Origin of the sequence: Scytonema sp. PCC 10023 (assembly GCF_963920835.1) — a bacterium.
Lineage (GTDB): Bacteria > Cyanobacteriota > Cyanobacteriia > Cyanobacteriales > Nostocaceae > Kalymmatonema.
The window spans coordinates 106,344-127,190 of the sequence record NZ_CAWUDP010000006.1 but is presented as its reverse complement, the minus strand read 5'-3'; the positions used below and the strand labels follow the sequence as shown (position 1 = coordinate 127,190).

Genomic DNA, 20,847 nt, shown 5'->3' with positions numbered 1-20,847 from the left:
AACGAAAAATATACTTTTAAACAATCAAAACTGTTTTCATGCCACCAGTACCACCTTACTTAATTTTTTTCACTCTTGTACTTGTAGTTCTGCCATCTATAACTGTTATTTTCTTACGCTTGGCTCTATATCGACATCTTGTAGAGGAAGCTGACAAAGTGAAAATGCTAATTGATGGAAACAAAAGTGTAACAGAACCTCCGATAATCAAAATCCTAAAAAGCAGATTTCAAGAAGCTAGTAGTAGATTAGACCATGTTAATACAGCAGCTTTAATAGAGCAAGTTTATAGTCAAAAAAATCTGAAGTTTAATCTGATAATTTTTACGAAACAAATCGGCTGCGAACAAATTGATTACTTCTGCCGCATTCTGCCAAACTTACTGCTAGCATTTGGTTTGCTGGGGACTTTTTTAGGTATCACAATGAACTTGTCAGCACTCAGTCAAACCATCAATCAAACGACTGCCAGCAATGTTAACAGTTTAGTGGCTGAATTAGAAAAACCATTACAAGGCATGAGCATTGCCTTTACCACTAGTTTAATGGGAATATTATTTAGTGCTTTGTTAACAGTGTTTAACTGGAGTAAGAATACTAGTCTAGCTAAGTTTCGACTTATTAGTTCCTTAGAAGATTACCTAGACAATATTTATCAACCAACAATAGATGGTCATACTCGCCTTGATAAAGCTGTTGACAGAATGGCTTCTCTACAAAATGATTTTTTAACTAATTTTGGTAACAATGTTCGGGATGTGGTTGAGAAATCTTTAGGAAAAGTAGCCAAGGAAATTGCAGAAGAAAATAAGAGAGCCAATGAACTAGCAAGGCAAGTTTACGAGAGTTTTACACAATCTTCTGGCACTATATCTGCTGCTGCTACTGAATTTAAGTTTGCCAGTGAAGAACTGAAAGAAAAAGCGGAGATATTTAAACAGGCTGCTGAAATATTTGATAATAGCCAGTTTCCGCAAAGATTATCAGAGGCGACGGGAGATTTGGCTAGCACGCAGGAGAGATTTTCTCAGTCTGCTGCAAGTTTAGCTGAAACAGTAATATCTATTGCAACAGCAGTGAATGAAGTTCAGCGTTGCAGTCAGGAGTTAATCAAGTTGGGAGAAGAAATCAAGAGCGTTAACCAAACTTCAGTCTCTGTATTAGAGTTACATCAAAGTAATCAAACCTCTCTTGGGAATATTATTCCCCAACTCAAACAAGGAGCTAATAGTTTTTCAAAGGCGATTAACAGGCTTGATAATTTAGAGCAAATAATTGTCAATAAAGCCGATAGTTTGAATGAGTTGGTGGAGACTGTAGTAACCTATACAGAACAGGTAAATTCAGCGATTGAGTCTTTAATCGGTACTAACAACCAAAAAGTTGAAACTGTTATCGACAAATTTGAAGGATATGCCAATCAGTTAAACGTCAAAATTGACACATTTAAGTTAGATTTAATGCAATTAATAAAAGACAACGATATAAAAGTCATTTCAGAATACAAAAAGATGGGCGATCGCTTGCTTGGTGGTCTTGAAGAAACAACTGAATATAACATTAAAAGCTATCAATTTTTAATTGACAAGCTGATTCAACAAGCTAGTGAAATTAAGCAGGAAATTTTCCAGCTAAGAAAGGCACAAATTAATGATAACTACAATAAAAATGATAATTAGATGAAATGCAATCTAAAAAAATATATAAATTTAGCCAAAATTAATGTAATTTAAAATTTTATGGCTCGGCGATCGCGGCATACTGAGTACAATGAAGACCTAAACATTTGGCAGGCTTTTACGGATTTAATGTCCAATGCCTTTATGATACTTCTGTTATTGCTGTTAATAACTAGCACAAAGTATGCAATATCGCAAATATCTAATAATAAAAATACAGGTACGCCGCCAATTCTGCTGATTAAAGATGAAAATTACAGATTTGATCCAGGCAGCGCGGCAATTACCTCGGCAATGTTAAATTACATCACAAATAAAATAGTACCTGACATTGAAAAAACTACAAAAGATTTCAACATAAATACCGTTGAAATTATTGGTCACACTGATGAGCAAACTATTGGTAGTGTAACAAGCAATCTAGACAACAATTTAGAAGCAGCAGTTAGTAGTGAGGGTTCGCTAAGGAATTTGAATGCCGGCTCTAACGCTGACTTGGGACTAATGCGTTCCTTGGCGGTAGTTAAAGAACTGCTTAAAATCCAGAAACAACAGGGTAGAATGCCAGGAGTTAAGTTTCGCGCCTATTCGGCGGCGCAGTTAATATTACCGAATGGGGAATTTGCCCCAATTCCCAACAACCAGCGTCAGCCAGATGCGACACGGCGACGCATTGAAATTCGCTTTACTCGCCTGGGTAAAGAGCGAGAAGTCAAGTAGGTAAAAGTGCGCAATTCTCATAGCTCAGCCAGCAGCTTGCTACACGTAATGCCAATTTTGCCAATGTTTGAATCAAAACAACATAATCAGGTGATAAATTTTCAAATTGCTGGGTTAAACTGGCAAGCAAGATAATTCAAACATCACGAGAGCGCCTCCACGGTTTGGGCATCACTCAAAATGGAACACTGGCAATTTCTGATACAGAAGCAGGGCGATGCTCCCAAACAGAACCCCCCAAGGGGCGATAGGCAAACCCCCGCCAAGGGCGATCGCTCTTGGCGTCCCTTGGAATCGCCAAATGTGGAAATTATAGAAGGTCGGTATAGAGTTGTCGCTTGTTCTAACCTTGCTAACGTAGATGTGGAAGTACAGATCACTCATACCTCAACGTTGGAGGTTCCACCGAAGCGGCGAATTCAGGTGCGATCGCGCCGCACAAACTCTGAAGGCTTAATACCTGTCATTCCCTATACCTACCTCAAGCCAGGAATTTGGGAGTTACGCTGTTCTGGTAAGTTGATGTCTGATCGTGGTAAACCCTGGCAACACAGTATCCAATTACAAGTCCTACCTAAAGTCGCTGCAGAGGTAGGACGAGGAAAAAACGAGGAATTACCTGTCTTAACCGCTGAGTTATCTCAACAAGAAGCGATTATTGAGCAACCGATTAGTCCAGTCTGGCTTAAAGGTGAGACAGCAGAACAGATTTTACAAAACTTAATAGAACTGGCTTTACCTGCTTCTGAATTGTTGCCCGAAGATGACAAAACGGTTGAGGATTCTCCAGCAGATACAGAAGCTGCACCCCTTGCTGTGAAACTTGAAGAAGAAATCTACATTGCTCGTTGGGGAGAAACTCTCACAATTAACGGGCGTGTGGAGGAAAAAGAAGCGACGCTGGATCTGAGCCAAACATCAAATTATGAAAGAGTTTACGGAGGAGAAATAAGAATAGAATTGCACTCACCCCAAGGTTCTGAAATTATCAGGCGAGTGCGGCAATCCTTACCAGAAAAGTTAATACCGTTTCCTATCAGATGTTCAATAGAGATTCCAGCTGATTGTGAATCGAAGCTGATTTTGGGAGAAATCAGTTTGTATGGCGTCCTCACAATTGGTAGTAAGGCGGTACTCTTAGCGAAGGAGTCTTTCACAATTACAGATGTTACAGAATTACTAGCAACCAGTGCTGTATTCACCAAAAGTGAACCACTGGCGACTTGTGAAGCCCAAAAACTATCGATACCTCTAGATTTAAAACTTTTCAATCTGGTAAAAACTCCAAACAAAGCGCGATCGCTTCTGTTGCATCCATCTCCAAAAAAATCTCTACCACCCAAACTTAACCGGCAATCACTTCGTAAATCAGCAGCGATTTCACCTCAATTACCGAGGTTTGCTCAGCACCAAAATCAGATGATCAGTCCTGCGGTTTCAGAACCTCCTTTAAAGTCGGAGAATTCAGACACGAATAGCACGGTAACTGCTGTTAGTTATGTTATCAGCAAGGGTACGGCTTTTCCCTACTTAAAACGACTAAAAGCATCGCAGGATGAAATAGAAGTCATTAAGCGCTATCCGCCAGAGATGTTTGACTGTCCTGCGCCTGTTGAGTCGCAGCAGCACACGACTGAGATTGATCATGAATATGCAGCGTTATCAGTCGCAAAAGATGCCCAATCCCAAGACACATCGTTTGTCAAATTAGTGGGTCCCTCTAGTTCTGAATTAATCACGACAAGCAGTCCCTACATATCCCCCTTAATTAGAAAGTGGATGCATACTCAAGGGTACTCTTTGCCTGAACCCATCAATTTGCAAAACCAAGACGACTATACCTATATTGTCCCTAGCCAAGAGCAGGTATATGAGGAGCTTGACACACACACGCAGGGAAATGGCGACGCTGAGAATCCACAGGACACAAAGGTAGAAGAACAAATTGCCACACACACTCAAGAAGACAAGCAGATAAATTCTTCCTCCCTCCCTCACTCCCTCCCTCCCTCCCTCCCTCACTCCCTCTCTCCCTCCCTCCCTCACTCCCTCCCTCACTCCTCCCCTCATGAGGAGATGTCGTCGGCTTGGTTGGTACAGGAAATCGTTGTAGATGATACATCGAATGAAGCGGAAGCTGATACTTTCAAAAACCAAGCTTCCAAACAGGAAGAAGCATCAGTATCAAATGTATTATTTTATTTGCCTTTAGAAAAAGAAATCACGGAGGCATTACCAGTTCCGCAATTGCATTTGCCACCAGGCGAACTTGTGTGTGGAAAATCTGTTAGGGTACGCGTACAGTTAGCGCAAGTCTGTCCGGAAGTGGCTGTCAAGTTATGGATTGAGGATTGCCAAACTCGCTGCTTGCTGGAAGATCCGCTTTGGTTGACAAATTTACTACCTAACTGTTCTGGAGGATTGGAAGAAACCACTCACATCATTGTTCCTTTTGGGTGTTTGGAAATTCGCTTGGAAGCGATCGCTGTGAATACGGTTACTCAGCAGGAAAGCGACAAAGTCACTATCCAGCGGGCTGTGATTCCTCCGGACTTACCGAGTTTGCAGTTAGATGAACTTTTAGATCTTTAATTTAGGGCTAGCCATCGATCCCATTAATTGCATTCTGAGTTTTGAGTTCTGATATCATGTCCGGCTAATTAGTTATGATTTCCACGTTAACTGCACCCCACCCCGCGCCGCCCCTCCCCGCATGCGGTGAGACCAGTGCTGGAGGAGGGTTTCCCGACAGCCAGGCAACTGGCGTTCGCGTAGCGTGCCGAAGGCATACCCGAAGGGGGAGGGGACGTGAAGCGTAGCTTTACGGGGGTGGGGTTCTTAGGGGAATGATAAGTCTTTAAGCGAACATGATATGAGTTCTAAATTCTTCTTCTAACTGTGTTAAAAATCTTTAGAATTTAAAAATTTAGGGGAAAAATTGCAGTAAGCTCTTGTTGAATTGTAGTTTGTTTCATAGGAATCTTATGTACACAGCTTCATTTATGCCTTCCATTCTGATGTACGCAGCTTCATTTGTGCCTTCGATTCTTGTTCCTGTAACTGGTCTAGTTGTTCCAGCTGTGACATTTGCGTTTATGTTGTTATACATTGAACGCGACGATATCGGCTAAACTTGTCCACCGACTTAATCATGAATGAAAAATTGACCGCCCATCTGATAAAGACGGGCGGCTTTTTTATGCTGATTTTTAATCGATTCATGAACTGCCCCAACCCGCTTTGCTGAGGTTGGGGTTTCCAAAGTCCCAACTTGCGGGGAGTGCTTCTGACGCTTCGCTTGGTAAACTTACCTGTTTGAGTCCTGACGGCTCTAGTGGATAGAGGTTTGACCATCTGCGTCTGACGACGCTAGTTCCTAACGCCGTGGCTAAATATTTGATTTAGCCCAGAAATATCTAAGGGGACGTAGCCACTATTAGATGCTGATTCTGGTATCAGGATACTGCCGTTAACTGTATCGATTGGGTTGACTATTGCCGACCAGTCGCCTAGTTGCCTTTATGCTACGGGTAGTCTTCCTTTACGGCAAAGCGGGTACTTTACGTTTATGCCTCGCAAAACCTAATATACACTAAAACGCACCCCAAAACAAAAACATCCAAGCAGGCGCTATCCTTCCCCACCCGGCGTTGCTGAGGGTGGGGAAGGATAGCGCTATTTGTTCAACTTGTGTTACTAGCTAAATCTCGCTTACAGCTACTAATTGCTAATTGTGTATTGCCATAAGAGGATGTTTGTGAAGTACCGAGTTGTATCGAGATCCCCCCTAGCCCCCCTTTTTAAGGGGGGAAAATAGTCTCAAAGTCCGTCTTATTAAGGGGGATTTAGGGGAATCGAAAAGTTTTTGATACATAACTAACCACTTTTAAAACATCCTCTAAGTATGCAAACAAATAGCAATTAGCAATTGTGTCGGCTCAAACTACCATTAGATTGAAGAACCGAGTCCAGCGTAGGCTCCGTAAAAGAAAATACCTACAACGGTAATTACACCTAAGCCTGCGATTGTTGCAACAATCCACAGGGGAATTCTGCCACTTCCAGACACAGTCTTTCCTCCCTTGATAAAAAATTAGCGACGAAAGTTAAAAAATAAACAACAGTCAATAGCTGTCGTTCCAGTTAGTTAAAGAAGTAACTGGAAAACAGAATCCCCAGAACAAAAACGAGTAGCAGTCCCAGGTAAAGCGAAGTCCGGTTGAGTTCAACCGGCTGATTATTGGGATTGTCCTTTCTTTCCATGATTTTCTCCTAGCGCTGAATAAACTGCATGGAAGCGATCGCACCCAAAAAGAATATAGTTGGCACAGCTAGGGTGTGAACTGCAAGCCATCTGACCGTAAAAATTGGATAGGAAACTGGTTGATTGATGTTATTGCCGCTAGTCATGATTTCAAACTACTTTGTGTTACTAAATTGTTCTACTTGTTGTTTTGCTTGATAACGGTTATTTACAATTGGCAATTCCTGCCGTGCTGGTGTGTAATACTCATCAGGGCGAGGTGTACCAAACACATCGTATGCCAAGCCAGTGCTGACAAACAACCAACCTGCAATAAACAGTGCAGGAATGGTGATGCTGTGGATCACCCAGTAACGAACGCTCGTAATAATGTCCGAAAATGGACGTTCTCCAGTAGTACCTGACATTTATACCCCTACCTTGAGCAAGATTGTTATTGAGATCATTATCCTACAAAGTTAAGAAAGAGTTACACCTCGTAACTTGTTTCTCATAAATAGGAATAAATACTTAGCCAGCTTCTGATTTAGAAGCGGCTGCAATATTGGGATTGTATTTGAGTAAAACACCGCGATCGCCAATCACAAATCCCTTTTCTGGGTTGAGAAAAACGATTTTGTAAAAATTAGTCGGAACTCCTTCAACATCACGGTCTTTTTCCCAAGTTTTGCCGCCATCAGAACTGTACAGCAAATTAGCGCTACCGCCACTAACCCAAATTTCATCGGGTGTACGATAAGCCAAATCAAGTAAGCCCCAACTGGTCGAGAGTTCTGGATATTGAGTTTCCAGCCACTTATCAGGTTCAGCTGGGTTAGTAAATTGTACCTGACCACCTCGTGCTAACATCCACATTTGTCCCTGTTCGGTAAATCCCATATTTTCTACCCGTCTGGAACTATTGCGGTTATGAGGTACCCAAGCATTTAGCCCTGGTTCCCAAGTCGAGTAGAAGTTACCTTTTGCAGAAACAGCAACATATTTGCCATCAGGAGAACGTTCGATGTTACGAACCACACCAACGGCTTGTTCCACCTGCGCTTTCCAGTTTTGTCCACCATCTGTGGTTCTGTATATTGCTCCCACATCAGTAGCCATCTCAGCTGTGTTTTGTGCCAGTGCCACAATACTCACAGGGTTACCTGGTAGCTTTTCACTCAGGGGAATGCGTGACCAAGAACGACCTTCATCACTGCTGTGCAACAGTAGAGAAGGTTCTCCAGCTATCCACCCCTCTTGATCGGCAAAACTGACAGTGTTAAAACGGTACCTTTGGTCATCCAGTTTTAATTCTAGAGGCTGCCAAGTTCTGCCACCGTCTTTTGTTTCCAACAGAGTGGCATTGCTGCCTACTAAGAAACCATGCTGGGGGTCATTTGTAAAGGCAATATCCAGTAGTTTTGCATCTGTTGGGACGGAAATCACTTCCCAAGGATTGTAGCTGGTCGAAGGGACATTACTACAACCAACACACACAAGGATAACCACGAACAAAGCGAGTATTCGTTGGTAAATTTTTACAATTGAGCGCATCTTTATCTGTTAGTATCTGTTAGTTTTTTTGAATTTGTGTATGGGTTTGGTGTAGGTTTATTGCCCACCCTATTGCTAAAAGCGTTATTGTACGCCGTAGAGGCTCATAAAAAACAAGAAGGCAAGAGCCAAAGCCCCGAAAATCAGCAGGTTCTTCTGACCTGGTGTCAGGTTATTGACACCAACACCATATTTCAGATTTTCTTGGAAACCGGATGCTGTACCAGCAGGACCAATGTTTGTAAAACCATTCTTTTTGACACCGCAAACTGGGCAGCGCCAAGTAGAAGATAATTGCTCAAAGGGTATCCCTGAGGGGATGTCATGCTGGTCATCCCCCTTCTCGGGTTCATAAATGTAACCGCAGGCACGGCACTCGTAGCGGTCTAACGCGTTCGTCTCAACAGCTTGTTCGCTCATGGCTCTTGGCGTCGGTGAGAGGCAAATCTTAAATATACGTTAAAAATTATGACATAAGTGTTAGGTTTTTCTATCTTGAGCAAAAACGAATCAAATCGTCTCCAGCTCTATTTTTCAGGATTCAAAAAAGTCAAAGAGATATAATGTAAAAGAAGGTTACAAGTTTATTAGCACCAAAAGCGGTAGAAATTCATTGTGTTTGTCCTTAGCGGTTACGAGTACCTTCTAGGCTTCCTCATCCTCTGTAGCCTAGTGCCTGCCTTGGCTCTATCAGCGTCCAAGCTCCTGCGACCGAGTGGTCGCAACCCAGAACGGCGCACAACATATGAATCCGGCATGGAACCCATCGGTGGAGCTTGGATTCAGTTCAATATCCGCTACTACATGTTTGCGCTCGTCTTCGTCATTTTTGATGTAGAGACTGTATTTTTATACCCTTGGGCGGTTGCTTTCCACCGTCTTGGGCTATTGGCATTTATTGAGGCGCTAATTTTTATTGCAATTCTTGTAATTGCCCTCGTGTACGCATGGCGTAAAGGAGCTTTGGAATGGTCTTAGATACTAACATAGAGCAGCAGCAAAAAGAACGCATCCTCAACCCGATTGAGCGTCCTACAGTAACCCAAGAATTGTCAGAAAACGTCATCCTAACCACGGTTGATGACCTCTACAACTGGGTGCGGCTTTCTAGCCTTTGGCCCATGCTGTTTGGTACCGCTTGCTGCTTTATTGAGTTTGCAGCTTTGATTGGTTCCCGATTTGACTTTGACCGCTTTGGTCTGATTCCCCGTTCTAGCCCCCGCCAAGCCGACTTAATTATTACGGCAGGCACAATCACCATGAAGATGGCACCTCAGCTCGTGCGTCTTTATGAGCAAATGCCAGAACCGAAGTACGTGATTGCTATGGGTGCTTGCACGATTACTGGCGGAATGTTCAGCGTGGATTCCCCCACAGCAGTACGTGGAGTCGATAAGCTGATTCCAGTGGACGTTTACTTACCCGGTTGTCCGCCGCGTCCAGAAGCCATTATTGACGCGATTATTAAGCTGCGGAAGAAGATAGCAAATGATTCAATCCAAGAGCGGAGTCTGATTAAGCAAACTCACCGCTACTACAGCACAACTCACAACCTCAAGCCTGCAGAGCAAATTCACACGGGTAAGTATTTGCAAACTGAGTCTCGCGCCACACCGCCGAAGGAATTAACCGAAGCGATCGGTTTACCAGTCCCACCTGCTCTTTTGACTCAAAAGGCACAAAAGGAGGAAACCAACCGTGGCTGAAGAATCGAAACCAGCGCCAGCAGAAGAACAGTCAGAACAACAGTCAATAGTCAAAGCGGGTGAAGTTTCTCAGTGGTTGACAGAAAATGACTTTGCTCATGAGTCTCTCGAACCAGATCATGAAGGTGTAGAGGTCATTAAAGTTGAGCCAGATTTTTTGCTGCCACTTTGCACTGCACTGTATGCTTATGGGTTTAATTACCTCCAGTGTCAAGCTGGCATTGATTTGGGACCAGGACAGCAGTTGGTTAGTATGTATCACTTGATTAAACTCAGTGATAATGCTGATCGTCCCCAGGAAGTGCGTCTCAAAGTGTTCCTACCACGGGAAAATCCTAGAGTTCCCTCAGTTTACTGGATTTGGAAGGCAGCAGACTGGCAAGAACGCGAATCCTACGATATGTTCGGCATTATCTACGAAGGGCACCCGGATCTGAAGCGGCTTTTGATGCCAGAAGATTGGGTAGGTTGGCCTTTGCGTAAGGATTACGTGTCACCTGACTTCTATGAGTTGCAGGACGCTTATTAGAGCGATCTTGCACCTTATCCTTAGCCCCTCTTTGTGGTTCAAAGAGGGGTAGTTTTTTATATATTTAGCACCAACCCTTTCAAGGTGGGTAAAAATTTTGGTCAAAAAACTCTTTTTTAACCTCTTTACTCTGTGTAACGCCAGTCGCCTGCTGTCGGGAAACCCTCCCGCAGCGCTGGCTCCTCTGCGGCTATGTGGTTAAATAAATTACTTAGAAACCGCACCAGACACAGAGACCGCAGAGAGAAAAGAAGAGATTTTACGAGTCACCTTGAAAGGGCTAGTCCTAATATTTACTCTCTAGGCTAAACTGAACCGTATTGCTTTATACTGGAAGTCTAATGAGTAATTCTGTTCCATGCCCGGGTTCTGAACGACAAAGTAATTGACCGCGATGTTGCTCGACGATGATGGAGTGACTGATTGATAACCCTAATCCAGTGCCTTTGCCCACAGGCTTTGTGGTAAAAAAGGGGTCAAAGATACGGTTTTGAAGTTGGTAGGGGATACCAGTGCCATTGTCAGTTATACGAATCTCAACCCATTTTGAATTTTTGTCTTGGGATTCTTTGCTGTTATAACTCAGTTTTGTACTAATTTTTATAGTTGGTTTAAAAGTGCCTTCATTTTGCTTTTCCTCTAAAGCACCTATTGCATTACACAAAAGATTCATAAAAACTTGATTGATTTGCCCTGAATAACAATTCACCAAGGGAATTTTTCCGTAGTCTCGCTTGACCTCAATTGCTGCTTGGTTTTTTTGCGATTTCAAACGGTTTTGTAAAATTATCAAGGTGTTATCAAGCCCTTTGTGAATATCAGCAGGCTTTGCATAAGCCTGGTCGGAACCAGAAAAATAGCGCATCGACAGCACAATGTCTCGAATTCTCTCTGCGCCTTCTTTCATCGATGCGAGTACTTTTGGAAAATCTTCAACGACAAAATCGAGTTCATTGGCTTGTATTGCCTGTAAAATTTCTACATGAGGCTGAGGATAATGTTTAGTATATAGTTTTATAACCTGTATCAAAGCTTGCATATACTGGGAAGCGTAATCAAGATTGCCATATATAAAGCTAATGGGATTATTAATCTCGTGAGCTACCCCAGCCGCCATCTGTCCCAAACTAGACATCTTTTCGCTTTGCACAAGCTGCGCTTGAGTACGCTTGAGGTTATCAATAACCTGCTGGAGTTGCTCTTTTCCAGCTTGTAATTGGGCTTGTGAACGCCGCAGTTCAGCTTCGGTTTGCTGACGAATGTTGATTTCTGTTTTTAACTGGTGATTCTGCTGACTGAGTTCCTGATTTTTCTGCTGAAGCTGAGTTTGCAGGGTGCGAATTGTCAGTTGATATTTGATTCTTGCTAAAATTTCTTCAACTTGAAACGGCTTGGTGATATAGTCTGCTCCCCCCACTTGAAAAGCTTTCGCCTTGTCTACCCCTCGAACCAACGCACTCAAAAAAATGATGGGTATATCGCGAGTTTTAGGATCGAGTTTCAACTGCTGACAAACTTGGTAACCATCTATTTCCGGCATCATAATATCCAGCAGTATTAAATCTGGTAGTTGTGCTTGCACAGCTCTAAGGGCTACGCTTCCACTAATAGCTTGTCTTACCTGATACCCGTAAGACCGAACAAGTGTAGATAAAACTCGCAAGTTATTTGGCTCGTCATCAACAATGAGAATATCGCCATATGGATCTGATTCTTGAGGGTTGCACATCATAACTTAGATGATTTTCCAGCGGGTTGATGATCATCCCCTGGTTTAGAATTTAGTGTTTTTTTGCTAATTTAATGTATTATTAATTATATGAAAGCAGTCTTTTGAATCTCGGTATACCTAATCAGAAAAACCGCTCAATCAAAATGATATATTACAACATTACGACAGGCAGGATGAAGGGATTGCAGCGGGATTTGCAGAATTTATTTTAAAGCTTTAGTAACTCTTTAATAAACATTATTGTTATAAAATTATCCTGTATAAAAGCTTTTCAGTGGCACGTTGAAAATTCGTTCCCAAGTGGAACCTGGGAACGAGAGAATAGCAAATCTGGTTTTTTACCCCTGAATTTTTTAGCCCGCCCAGGCGGTGAGACTAGTAATAAAGCACAGCGGTTTCCCAACCTAGGCAACTGGCGCAATTTGTAGCGTGTCCAGAGGACATACCGAAGGGGCTTTGTTTGTGTAGCCTGTTAGGAAAGAGTGCAAAATCTGTCTAAAGGCTACGTTATAACAAGGGTTACATCTTACCGTGCTGCATGACTTGCTGAAGGTGGTTGCGGATTTCCTGCGCTTGCTCGATATCAGATTGCCGCAACTTCTGGAACAGTTCTACACAAGGCTGAGAACCAGCTTGCTGTGCATCATTGATGTAAGTCTCATAAGCTTTGATTGCTTCAGCTTTGTTGTGCAACACAGTGAGGAAGTCATACTCCAGGTTGCTAATAGGATTTTGAGTTTGAGCGTTTCCTGCGGTTTGAACCATAGATTTACCCTCCTTTAGGTTTCTTATTCACTTCTACTTGTCCTACAAGAGGTATTCATCTTCCTAAAAGAGTATGCCAGGATACGTAATCGGTAGATAAATTATTAACCTAAAAGGTTAAGTTCCCAGGTGGAACCTGGGAACGAGATAAGAAGCTGAAGACAACTCTACTATTCAAGCAATCTCCTCACAGCGATGGCTTGAATTCACGCTCAATTTCATGTTGTCTATCTCACCGTGTTTAACAGGACAAAATTTAGTGTTAGCACTTATGCAGTCCATATGTGGTGTCTTGGCACAGACTAGCAGTAGCCCACCTAGTATCAACAATAACCCACAAATTGAGGCAACCTGAATCCAAGAAATTTCCAATGCTCCGTGAACCACCACTTCTCGCAGTACAGATACAATTGTGACCTCTACTGCCACTCCCACAGAGATGCTGTGTTCTTGCAAGTAAACCATCAGCAATCGAAATAACTCGACCAAAATCAAGATAAATAATATCTTGGCGGTGACTCGTTTATAGTCTAGTGGCTGCGTGAGGGAGGTAAATATCCCCCACAAATGGATAAGCATGACGGCAAATAAACCTAGGCACAGGATAACCACAATTAGGTCTTGGAAAGCTTCCATCTGGCGGACAATCCATTCCCGATCTAGCCAGCGATCGCTGAACAAGAATCGACTCTTGAGGCGCTTTTTCATGAGTATTTTGATTCCAATTGGGAGAACTTTAAACCACACCAGCCAGTGTCTATGACACTTTTATTGTGCCGCGATTACGCTTTATTTATTGTGCCGTGATTACGCTTTAACGAGGCTGATAATTGAAGTTTTGCGCCTGTTGTAATAATTGTGCCGCATTGTTCGCCCATTGGAAATTACGCTGACTGTTGTATAAATCTCTGGCATATTGCAACACTTGTGCCGCTTCTGGATATTGCCTTAATTGTATAAAAGCCAACCCGGCTCCATAATAAGCATTGGCGTTATTTGTATTTGCTTCTGCCGATTTTCTAAAAGCTTCTAATGCCTCTTTTAACTTTCCTTGGCTAAACAAAACTGTCCCCAGATTGTAGTGAGCTTCTGAATATTTGGGATTGATTTTCACTGCCTTGCGAAAAGCATCTTTTGCTTTATCAGCTTTTCCTTGTTGTAAATAACATATGCCCATATGATACGCAGGTTCTGGTGCATTTTTGCTCAGATCCATTGCTTTTTTAAAGGATGCGATCGCTCTGTCCCAATCTCGTTGTTGCTCGCGCAGCAACCCTAGGTTATAGTGAGCAACTCCCAGTTTGGGATCAAGTTCTACTGCTCGTTGTAAGTAATCGTTCGCCTGCTGCCAATTACTTCCTTCCAATAGTGAACCCCCCAAATTCGCATAAGCCAGAGCAAATTGGGGATCAGCTTGTGTTGCTTTGTAAAATGCATCTGCCGCAGGTTGTAATTGTCCTATTTGTCGCAGTGCTAGTCCCAAATTGTAGTGCGCTGCGGCTAAATTGGGATCGAGTTCTGTGGCTTTGCGAAATAAGGCGATCGCATCTTGTACTCTCGCTACCTGAATTGCCTGCAACCCTTGACTCAAGTAATCTTGAGCGCTGCTATCAACGTATTGCGCCAGTAGAGGGAGGCGGGGATCACGAGGAGATGGAGTGGCTGGGGAAGAAGGGGAGAGAAAGCTTTGTGCCACTAATATGATCACCAAAACTGGGAGGCGATATTTATAAAGAGGAACTCGCATTGTTTTTTTATGTGGGAATTTGAGTTACATTTACTTTACAAAGTTTGTGTGAGAGATGAATAGATTCACATAAGTTTAAGTTTATATAGTAAATTTTGTGTTTCTTAAATTTTGCTGTGGTAAATATTACGAGAAAATACGATTTTTAACTCTCATATTAAAGGAGAGATAATCTCAAGTTAAAGACAGGATAATCTTTTCAATCATCAATGTTAAATCCTCAATAACTTAGGATAACGCGGCGAAAAGTGGCAAGCCGCTAAGGAGGTTGTATGAACGAAAAAGTCAAATCGGGTTCGCGGAATGTGGCAATTGTCGGTCCATATTTAAGTGGCAAAACCACATTAATGGAAAGTTTATTATTCGTTACAGGGGCGGTAACTCGCAAAGGCAGCGTTAAGGATGGCAACACAGTAGGAGATAGTGCTGCGGAATCGCGCGATCGCCACATGAGTGTGGAGGTAGGTGCCGCTAGCACTGAGTATAATGGCACTCGCTTCACATTTATTGATTGTCCTGGAAGTGTGGAATTTGCCCAAGAAACTTACAACGCCCTCATGGGAGTAGATGCGGCAATTGTAGTTTGCGAACCCATCACAGACCGAGTTCTCACCCTTGCTCCTTTATTTAAATTTCTTGACGATTGGGAAATTCCTCACCTCGTGTTCGTCAACAAAATGGATCGGGCTAATATCAATGTCTTAGATACATTGCACGCCCTGAAAGCCGTTTCCAGCCGTCCCTTGGTAGCGCATCAATATCCCATCATTCAAGCGGAACAGCTCATTGGCTTTATCGATTTGGTAAGCGAGCAAGCATACAAGTACCATGCAGGTGGTCCTGCTGACCCCATCCCCTTCCCGGAAGAACTTAAAGAAGAAGAACATATGGCACGGGCAGAAATGCTCGAAGCTTTGGCAAACTTTGACGACCATTTATTAGAAGAACTTTTAGAAGACATCGAACCGCCCCAAGAAGAAATTCTCACAGATTTGAAAATGGAATTAGGGGCAGATTTGGTCGTACCCGTTTTCTTTGGAGTCGCTGAACAAGATTATGGCGTACGCCCGCTCTTGGAAGCTTTACTTAGAGAAGCCCCTGAACCAGAAACCACAGCAGAACGTCGCTTAAAGGCTCAAAAAGGCGATTTTCCTATAGCGCAGGTACTAAAAACTTATTACACCCCCCAAGGTGGCAAACTCTCTCTCGTGCGAGTTTGGCGGGGTAAGTTAACAGACGGTATTGTTCTCAATGGCGTTCGCGCTGGTGGTCTTTACCGCCTCATGGGACAACAACAGCAGCAAATTAACGAAGCTTGTGCTGGTGAAATCGTTGCTGTCAGTCGTTTAGAGAATATCAAAACTGGGGATACTCTTTCTTGTGAGCAGTTGACGACAGCATTACCCAAAGCTGAGCAGCTAGAACCAGTTTATGCCCTAGCGATTACTCCCGAAAAGCGCAACGATGAAGTTAAACTCAGCAGTGCTATTACTAAGCTGTTGGAAGAAGACTGCTCTCTTGCTTGGGAACAACACGGCGATACTCACGAAGTTATCCTTTGGGGTCAAGGCGAGATTCATCTGCAAGTCGCACTCGATCGCCTGCGGCGTAAATATAATTTGCCGATGACAACGCACTTACCGCAAGTGCCTTACAAAGAAACGATTCGCAAGCCAGCGTCATCAATTCACGGGCGCTACAAACACCAAAGTGGTGGTCACGGGCAGTTTGGCGATGTTTATCTCGACATCAAGCCATTACCACGCGGCGAAGGCTTTAACTTCAAAGAAACTATTGTCGGTGGTGTGGTTCCCAAGCAGTACATCCCAGGTGTGGAAATAGGTGTACGGGAGTTTCTCTCACATGGTCCGTTGGGTTTCCCGGTTGTAGATGTGGCGGTAACACTAACAAATGGTTCTTACCACACTGTTGATAGTTCCGAACAAGCATTTAAGCAAGCAGCGCGTCTTGCTATGCAAACGGGAATACCCAAGTGTGAACCTACGCTACTAGAACCGATTATTCGTGTGCAAGTTTCTACTCCAACCGAATTTACTGCCAAAGTGCTGCAACTTGTGACTGGTAGGCGAGGGCAGATTTTGGGTTATGAAGGTATACATGACTGGCAAGGATGGGACAGTGTGATCGCTTATCTGCCGCAAGCAGAGATGCAAAACTTTATCGTAGAATTGCGATCGCTCACTCTTGGCGTTGGTTCTTTCCATTGGGAATACGACCATCTTCAGGAAGTTCCTGATAAAATTGCCGATCGCATCCGCACCTCTGGTAATGGCAATGGTGGTAACGGCAACGGTAACAAGTAATTTTGGATTTTAGATTTGGGATGAATCTAAAATCTAATGGAAGTACCATCGCCTCTTATTTCAGCCGCTGCTGATTCGGTTTAGTGAGGAGGTGTGGTGCGATCGCCTACCTCATCCCCTCCCCTGATGCCCATCATTGGTGGAGGGGTATTTTTTTGCGGCTGTGGGGTATGAAACGGTGATGCCCCCATTTCAGCAGCGGCTGATTTGGTTTGGTGAGGAGTGGTTGTAGTGCGATTGGCTTTGCCACTGCCCCTTGGGCAATCGCATTCCTCCGTCGCCAGCATTCAGGGTAAGGGTTTTAGCCGTCGCCAGCCCTGGTACAGCGAGACAAGTAGCTTGATATTAGAAGGCTGGCGACGGAGCGGTGGCGACGGAGGGTGGCGACGGGTGACGGAGTGCGCTCGCCATGACTAACCCAGTAACTTATGGTCAATCGCCAGGGGTGTGACCGTTGCCCGATTACGTAACTGGTTATGCTTACTATTTTGTGCCGACTTTAGGCATTACCAAGCCAAGATACGCGCCTAAAGCTACTTTGCTTAAATCAGGTAGGGCGTGTGCTAGCCTGCCACTTCCCCGAAAGTGGGTAATCAGACCGAAACTACTTTTGACTAAAAATCATCCTGCGACCGCTTCTTACGCTTGAGTGCCAAAGGTGCGCCGATACTGCCAAGGATGAGTAAGCTAAGGATGAAGGTCGTTTCAGGGACAGTGATTATGGTTGCAGAAAAACTAATAGGTAACTCACTATCTTCCAGTCCCAAATTTTCAAAACCAGGTACAATTGGTGGCGCAGAAAAAACCTCTAAATAACCCGGTGTCGGCAAAAAACTAGCGAAAAACGGATTAGAATAGTTTCCCTGCTCGGTGGAATACCCAAAACCATCACCCGTTAACTGCTGAGTATTAAGACTAATTAAATTGTCAACATTAAAAGGTTCGTTTCCCGGTATTGAAGTCCCAGCAGGTTGCAGACCAGTAATTGTTTCACCATTTCGTGTACCAGTAATTTCAGAAATCTGGTAAAAACCCAAATCATCAGGGGTGTCATTAGTGGTGAAAGTGCCACTCGCCGTTATGCCAGTACCAAAATAATTCCAGTTCCAATTTAAAGCAGAAGCTGCTTGCATTGTCCCGAAAATCAATCCAGATGTGGCAGCAAGGACTGTGACAGATAATAGAGCTAGATTTTTCATGAAGGTCGGAGCGTGTTATCACGGAACTTGTAGGTGGAGTTAAGCTACAGCCCAACCCAAAACTAATGGCAGTTTAACACCAAAGATATCTATACAAAGTAAACTTTGTACGCTAAATATGTAGATAAGGTTGGAAGTATTTGACTTCACCTTCAACTTTGTACTCACTCTAAGTGGACAAGATTGATTAGCTCGACCTCCGATTTTCAGTGAGCGCTAAATCGTCAAAGCTTTTCAAATCATCGGAGCTTCCCCGCCACACCCCTCCACAACAAAATTCCCCACAACCATATCGGATTATGGGGAATCGCTACTATGAACAAGATATTTATTTACTTAGGGATGGGTCAACTGGTTTATGCATTTTTATTGTGGGAGCTATGGGCGATAGAAGGGTCAGGATGCATAACGTACTGAGCTAAAAGTGCTAAATCCAAACCGGGAAGCAATTCACTGTGAGAAATTTTTTCATAGTCCTTTCCTCGCAGATGATAAACCTCAAACTCAGTATTATGCCAAAACCAAACTTCCTTAATCCCTAATCTTTTGTAAACAGCGAGCTTATCCACGCCTCCACTAGTTAGCACAACCTCAATCGCTAGATCCGGAAGCTCCTTTTCTACACCAATGCAATAACACTCGTCTGGTTCCGTACCGCCCCTTTTCTCTTGTCTACGAAACGTGGTTGAACCCAACCCCCAAAAACGAGTCCTAGTTTCCTGAAAATATGCTTCCAGAAGCATTCCAATATTTGTTTTGCTTTGGTCGTGACGACGACTTGGCGACATGATTTCCAGCACTGCTTCCAGATAGCTAACTCGATACCAGGGACTATCGCCCAGTCTGTTCAGGAGTTCCTCATACTGCTCCCAGCTAACACCAGTGGTGATAAATCGCTCCTCTGGATCGTCAGTGACCAAATCTAGCTCTTCTGCAAGGTCTTTAAGCAATGTTGAGGTCATGAGGATTTCCTTTCCATGCCTGGGTGAGTGTCTCGACCAAAGTCTAGCACCGTACTAAGCTAAACTACAATTTACAGGTTCTTAATAAAATGACTTCTATGTTGACCTAATTTTTATCACAAACATGAGCAATACACAAATCTGGTATATTGTCAAGCGTCATGCAGGTCATTGCGAAATTGTCTCCAGCAACGAAGCGACTGGAGATGATAATCCAGAAATTATAGAACAGTGGGGACCTTTCACTTCCGAAGGTGAAGCGATCGCCCGTCGTGTGGGACTGATTAGGTCTGGCAAATGCCAACCAGTATAAAGAAAGAAGAAAGAACAAGGAAGAACGAAGAATAGTTCTCGTCTTCTGTTTTCTTTCTTCCCTCTACTTTCTTCATTTTTCTGCCCTATTATTGCCTCTTTGTGCAATTTCCTTGCCTAACACTTCCGCTGCTTTAGCAAACTGGGGATCTGCTAGAGTGCCAATTTTTTCGCGCTCTTTGAGCCACAATTCCTGCCGCTGGGCATCTGTCATTTCCACCTTGATATCTGGGTCAATCCCATGCTTATTGATATCCCGATTACTGGGAGTAAAGTATTTGGCAATTGTCACAGCTAGTCCTGAGCCATCGTCTAGAGGACGTACTGATTGCACCAAGCCTTTGCCAAAGGTCTGACTACCGACCAAAACAGCACGCTTATTATCTTGCAAAGCTCCTGAGAGGATTTCACTCGCACTTGCGGAACCTTTATCGACCAACACCACAAGCGGTTTATTAGTTAAAGCACGTCCGTTTGCTGTTTCCCGTTCCACTTCTCCTTGACGGCTTTTAGTGGAGACAATCGTGCCGTTATTCATCCACATCCGGGCAATTTCCACGCTGGAGAAGAGCAAGCCCCCCGGATTATTCCGTAAATCGAGAACATAACCAGCAACCTGCTTATTCTCCAAATTTCTCACTGCTTGTTGCATTTCCTTACTGGCGTTAGCGCTGAACTGCTTCAAGCGAATATAGCCAACGTTACCTACTCCTGGAATTTGCTTTTGGGAATACTCTACTGGATGAATTTCAATCTTTGCTCTTGTAATTTTGAATTCTTTTTCTTGACCGTTACGCAGAATAGTCAAATTGACCATCGTTCCTGGTTCACCTCGGATCAAGGATACTGCCTGATTGGTATCCATGCCCTCGGTGCTTTTTCCGTTGATTTTGGTTATAGTGTCCTTTGCTAAAAGTCCAGCTTTGGCGGCTGGTGTATCCTCAATTGGCGCAATCACAGTTAGCTTTTTCGTTTTCTCATCTAGACCCATCTGGATACCAATACCTGTAAGTTCTCCAGAGGTATCCACTTGCAGACTTTTGAACTCATTTGGATCCATAAACCGGGTGTAGGGGTCATCTAGCTTCTTCAGCATTTCCCGTATGGACTTATAGGCTTCCTGCTTGTTGGTGTACGACTTGTTTAGGTACTCTTTACGAACAGCGACCCAATCAAGCTTATTAAAAGTACCATCTACATATTGGCGGTTAATAATTTGCCAAACTTCATCTACTAAATCCTTAGGACTTTCTTTAAATAAAGCCTGTCCTTGCGAGTGAATTCCCAGGCTGGTGACTGCGATTGTTGTCAGTGTCACCGCTGTAGCACCCACCAAAACAAGCCCACTTTTTGTAATCACCATAATGACAGCTGC

At 43.5% G+C, this 20,847-nt stretch carries 23 protein-coding genes; 9 read left to right on the top strand and 14 right to left on the bottom strand.

Annotated features, from left to right (window positions below; all coding sequences use genetic code 11):
* Window positions 1–38 precede the first annotated feature (38 nt).
* From ACM0OZ_RS05970 to psaI, 4 genes are all read left to right on the top strand, one after another.
* Window positions 39–1,679: a hypothetical protein gene (locus ACM0OZ_RS05970; protein ID WP_414581885.1), complete on the top strand. Its 1,641-nt coding sequence runs from the start codon at window positions 39–41 to the stop codon at window positions 1,677–1,679.
* Between the two features lie 60 nt (window positions 1,680–1,739).
* Window positions 1,740–2,399, top strand: coding sequence for a flagellar motor protein (locus ACM0OZ_RS05965; RefSeq protein ID WP_414581884.1), 660 nt, complete (start codon window positions 1,740–1,742; stop codon window positions 2,397–2,399).
* Window positions 2,400–2,579: 180 nt separating this feature from the next.
* Window positions 2,580–4,991 (top strand): hypothetical protein, encoded by a 2,412-nt coding sequence (locus tag ACM0OZ_RS05960; RefSeq protein WP_414581883.1) that lies wholly within the window; start codon window positions 2,580–2,582, stop codon window positions 4,989–4,991.
* Window positions 4,992–5,383: 392 nt separating this feature from the next.
* The gene (psaI, locus tag ACM0OZ_RS05955; protein WP_332987987.1) at window positions 5,384–5,530 is read left to right on the top strand and encodes a photosystem I reaction center subunit VIII; all 147 of its coding nucleotides are present in this window, start codon (window positions 5,384–5,386) and stop codon (window positions 5,528–5,530) included.
* A gap of 818 nt (window positions 5,531–6,348) precedes the next feature.
* On the opposite strand, the gene ACM0OZ_RS05950 is transcribed toward psaI, so the two are convergent.
* The 6 genes from ACM0OZ_RS05950 to ACM0OZ_RS05925 form a co-directional block, all read right to left on the bottom strand.
* Window positions 6,349–6,468, bottom strand: a complete 120-nt coding sequence (locus ACM0OZ_RS05950) for a photosystem II reaction center protein J (RefSeq protein WP_069350721.1) — start codon at window positions 6,466–6,468, stop codon at window positions 6,349–6,351.
* Between the two features lie 74 nt (window positions 6,469–6,542).
* Window positions 6,543–6,662: a photosystem II reaction center protein L gene (locus ACM0OZ_RS05945; protein ID WP_332987989.1), complete on the bottom strand. Its 120-nt coding sequence runs from the start codon at window positions 6,660–6,662 to the stop codon at window positions 6,543–6,545.
* 9 nt (window positions 6,663–6,671) lie between these two features.
* Complete coding sequence (gene psbF, locus ACM0OZ_RS05940; protein ID WP_041036302.1) at window positions 6,672–6,809, bottom strand: cytochrome b559 subunit beta; 138 nt, start codon at window positions 6,807–6,809, stop codon at window positions 6,672–6,674.
* 9 nt (window positions 6,810–6,818) lie between these two features.
* A complete protein-coding gene (gene psbE / locus ACM0OZ_RS05935) occupies window positions 6,819–7,070 on the bottom strand; it encodes a cytochrome b559 subunit alpha (RefSeq protein WP_041036305.1) in 252 nt (83 codons plus the stop codon).
* A 103-nt stretch (window positions 7,071–7,173) separates the two neighbouring features.
* Window positions 7,174–8,196, bottom strand: a complete 1,023-nt coding sequence (locus ACM0OZ_RS05930) for a photosynthesis system II assembly factor Ycf48 (RefSeq protein WP_414581882.1) — start codon at window positions 8,194–8,196, stop codon at window positions 7,174–7,176.
* A gap of 84 nt (window positions 8,197–8,280) precedes the next feature.
* Entirely contained in the window at window positions 8,281–8,616 is a 336-nt protein-coding gene (locus ACM0OZ_RS05925; RefSeq protein ID WP_414581881.1) for a rubredoxin, read from the bottom strand.
* A gap of 195 nt (window positions 8,617–8,811) precedes the next feature.
* Between ACM0OZ_RS05925 and ndhC the strand changes: the two genes are divergently transcribed.
* From ndhC to ACM0OZ_RS05910, 3 genes are read left to right on the top strand one after another with little or no spacing between them, the layout of a single operon-like run.
* Window positions 8,812–9,174, top strand: a complete 363-nt coding sequence (gene ndhC, locus ACM0OZ_RS05920; RefSeq protein WP_414581880.1) for a photosynthetic/respiratory NAD(P)H-quinone oxidoreductase subunit C — start codon at window positions 8,812–8,814, stop codon at window positions 9,172–9,174.
* The gene (locus tag ACM0OZ_RS05915) at window positions 9,165–9,902 is read left to right on the top strand and encodes an NADH dehydrogenase subunit K (RefSeq protein WP_414581878.1); all 738 of its coding nucleotides are present in this window, start codon (window positions 9,165–9,167) and stop codon (window positions 9,900–9,902) included. Before ndhC ends, ACM0OZ_RS05915 begins: the two co-directional genes overlap by 10 nt.
* The gene (locus ACM0OZ_RS05910; RefSeq protein ID WP_414581877.1) at window positions 9,895–10,431 is read left to right on the top strand and encodes an NAD(P)H-quinone oxidoreductase subunit J; all 537 of its coding nucleotides are present in this window, start codon (window positions 9,895–9,897) and stop codon (window positions 10,429–10,431) included. The genes ACM0OZ_RS05915 and ACM0OZ_RS05910 overlap by 8 nt, the downstream gene beginning before the upstream one ends.
* A 325-nt stretch (window positions 10,432–10,756) precedes the next feature.
* On the opposite strand, the gene ACM0OZ_RS05905 is transcribed toward ACM0OZ_RS05910, so the two are convergent.
* The 4 genes from ACM0OZ_RS05905 to ACM0OZ_RS05890 all read right to left on the bottom strand — a co-directional run bounded on the left by ACM0OZ_RS05905 (window position 10,757) and on the right by ACM0OZ_RS05890 (window position 14,675).
* Complete coding sequence (locus tag ACM0OZ_RS05905; protein WP_414581876.1) at window positions 10,757–12,163, bottom strand: response regulator; 1,407 nt, start codon at window positions 12,161–12,163, stop codon at window positions 10,757–10,759.
* A 519-nt stretch (window positions 12,164–12,682) separates the two neighbouring features.
* On the bottom strand, window positions 12,683–12,928 hold the full coding sequence (locus ACM0OZ_RS05900; protein ID WP_414581875.1) for a hypothetical protein: 246 nt from the start codon (window positions 12,926–12,928) through the stop codon (window positions 12,683–12,685).
* A gap of 174 nt (window positions 12,929–13,102) precedes the next feature.
* Window positions 13,103–13,636, bottom strand: coding sequence for a phosphate-starvation-inducible PsiE family protein (locus ACM0OZ_RS05895; RefSeq protein ID WP_414581874.1), 534 nt, complete (start codon window positions 13,634–13,636; stop codon window positions 13,103–13,105).
* A 106-nt stretch (window positions 13,637–13,742) separates the two neighbouring features.
* Entirely contained in the window at window positions 13,743–14,675 is a 933-nt protein-coding gene (locus tag ACM0OZ_RS05890; protein ID WP_414581873.1) for a tetratricopeptide repeat protein, read from the bottom strand.
* A gap of 272 nt (window positions 14,676–14,947) precedes the next feature.
* On the opposite strand from ACM0OZ_RS05890, the gene ACM0OZ_RS05885 reads away from it, so the two are divergent.
* A complete protein-coding gene (locus ACM0OZ_RS05885) occupies window positions 14,948–16,999 on the top strand; it encodes an elongation factor G (RefSeq protein WP_414581872.1) in 2,052 nt (683 codons plus the stop codon).
* An 80-nt stretch (window positions 17,000–17,079) separates the two neighbouring features.
* Here the strand turns inward: ACM0OZ_RS05885 and ACM0OZ_RS05880 are convergent, their stop codons facing one another.
* The 3 genes from ACM0OZ_RS05880 to ACM0OZ_RS05870 all read right to left on the bottom strand — a co-directional run bounded on the left by ACM0OZ_RS05880 (window position 17,080) and on the right by ACM0OZ_RS05870 (window position 19,160).
* The gene (locus tag ACM0OZ_RS05880) at window positions 17,080–17,286 is read right to left on the bottom strand and encodes a hypothetical protein (RefSeq protein WP_414581871.1); all 207 of its coding nucleotides are present in this window, start codon (window positions 17,284–17,286) and stop codon (window positions 17,080–17,082) included.
* A gap of 327 nt (window positions 17,287–17,613) precedes the next feature.
* Entirely contained in the window at window positions 17,614–18,198 is a 585-nt protein-coding gene (locus ACM0OZ_RS05875; protein WP_414581870.1) for a PEP-CTERM sorting domain-containing protein, read from the bottom strand.
* Window positions 18,199–18,554: 356 nt separating this feature from the next.
* A complete protein-coding gene (locus ACM0OZ_RS05870) occupies window positions 18,555–19,160 on the bottom strand; it encodes a Uma2 family endonuclease (RefSeq protein ID WP_414581869.1) in 606 nt (201 codons plus the stop codon).
* Window positions 19,161–19,284: 124 nt separating this feature from the next.
* On the opposite strand from ACM0OZ_RS05870, the gene ACM0OZ_RS05865 reads away from it, so the two are divergent.
* A complete protein-coding gene (locus ACM0OZ_RS05865) occupies window positions 19,285–19,473 on the top strand; it encodes a DDE transposase family protein (RefSeq protein ID WP_414581868.1) in 189 nt (62 codons plus the stop codon).
* A gap of 72 nt (window positions 19,474–19,545) precedes the next feature.
* Here ACM0OZ_RS05865 and ctpC read toward each other — a convergent pair whose 3' ends face one another.
* Window positions 19,546–20,835, bottom strand: coding sequence for a carboxyl-terminal processing protease CtpC (gene ctpC / locus ACM0OZ_RS05860; RefSeq protein WP_414581867.1), 1,290 nt, complete (start codon window positions 20,833–20,835; stop codon window positions 19,546–19,548).
* Between the last annotated feature and the right edge of the window lie 12 nt (window positions 20,836–20,847).

What these genes read in the sequence shown, in the direction of transcription:
- ACM0OZ_RS05875 (WP_414581870.1), bottom strand. Translation starts at nt 18,198, where the DNA reads ATGAAAAATCTAGCTCTATTATCTGTCACAGTCCTTGCTGCCACATCT.
- ACM0OZ_RS05960 (WP_414581883.1), top strand. Translation starts at nt 2,580, where the DNA reads ATGGAACACTGGCAATTTCTGATACAGAAGCAGGGCGATGCTCCCAAA.
- ACM0OZ_RS05905 (WP_414581876.1), bottom strand. Translation starts at nt 12,163, where the DNA reads ATGATGTGCAACCCTCAAGAATCAGATCCATATGGCGATATTCTCATT.
- ACM0OZ_RS05900 (WP_414581875.1), bottom strand. Translation starts at nt 12,928, where the DNA reads ATGGTTCAAACCGCAGGAAACGCTCAAACTCAAAATCCTATTAGCAAC.
- ACM0OZ_RS05915 (WP_414581878.1), top strand. Translation starts at nt 9,165, where the DNA reads ATGGTCTTAGATACTAACATAGAGCAGCAGCAAAAAGAACGCATCCTC.
- ACM0OZ_RS05930 (WP_414581882.1), bottom strand. Translation starts at nt 8,196, where the DNA reads ATGCGCTCAATTGTAAAAATTTACCAACGAATACTCGCTTTGTTCGTG.
- ACM0OZ_RS05890 (WP_414581873.1), bottom strand. Translation starts at nt 14,675, where the DNA reads ATGCGAGTTCCTCTTTATAAATATCGCCTCCCAGTTTTGGTGATCATA.
- ACM0OZ_RS05870 (WP_414581869.1), bottom strand. Translation starts at nt 19,160, where the DNA reads ATGACCTCAACATTGCTTAAAGACCTTGCAGAAGAGCTAGATTTGGTC.
- ACM0OZ_RS05895 (WP_414581874.1), bottom strand. Translation starts at nt 13,636, where the DNA reads ATGAAAAAGCGCCTCAAGAGTCGATTCTTGTTCAGCGATCGCTGGCTA.
- psbE (WP_041036305.1), bottom strand. Translation starts at nt 7,070, where the DNA reads ATGTCAGGTACTACTGGAGAACGTCCATTTTCGGACATTATTACGAGC.
- ACM0OZ_RS05965 (WP_414581884.1), top strand. Translation starts at nt 1,740, where the DNA reads ATGGCTCGGCGATCGCGGCATACTGAGTACAATGAAGACCTAAACATT.
- ACM0OZ_RS05885 (WP_414581872.1), top strand. Translation starts at nt 14,948, where the DNA reads ATGAACGAAAAAGTCAAATCGGGTTCGCGGAATGTGGCAATTGTCGGT.
- ctpC (WP_414581867.1), bottom strand. Translation starts at nt 20,835, where the DNA reads ATGGTGATTACAAAAAGTGGGCTTGTTTTGGTGGGTGCTACAGCGGTG.
- ACM0OZ_RS05945 (WP_332987989.1), bottom strand. Translation starts at nt 6,662, where the DNA reads ATGGAAAGAAAGGACAATCCCAATAATCAGCCGGTTGAACTCAACCGG.
- ACM0OZ_RS05865 (WP_414581868.1), top strand. Translation starts at nt 19,285, where the DNA reads ATGAGCAATACACAAATCTGGTATATTGTCAAGCGTCATGCAGGTCAT.
- psaI (WP_332987987.1), top strand. Translation starts at nt 5,384, where the DNA reads ATGTACACAGCTTCATTTATGCCTTCCATTCTGATGTACGCAGCTTCA.
- ACM0OZ_RS05925 (WP_414581881.1), bottom strand. Translation starts at nt 8,616, where the DNA reads ATGAGCGAACAAGCTGTTGAGACGAACGCGTTAGACCGCTACGAGTGC.
- ACM0OZ_RS05880 (WP_414581871.1), bottom strand. Translation starts at nt 17,286, where the DNA reads ATGCTGGCGACGGAGGAATGCGATTGCCCAAGGGGCAGTGGCAAAGCC.
- ACM0OZ_RS05970 (WP_414581885.1), top strand. Translation starts at nt 39, where the DNA reads ATGCCACCAGTACCACCTTACTTAATTTTTTTCACTCTTGTACTTGTA.
- psbF (WP_041036302.1), bottom strand. Translation starts at nt 6,809, where the DNA reads ATGACTAGCGGCAATAACATCAATCAACCAGTTTCCTATCCAATTTTT.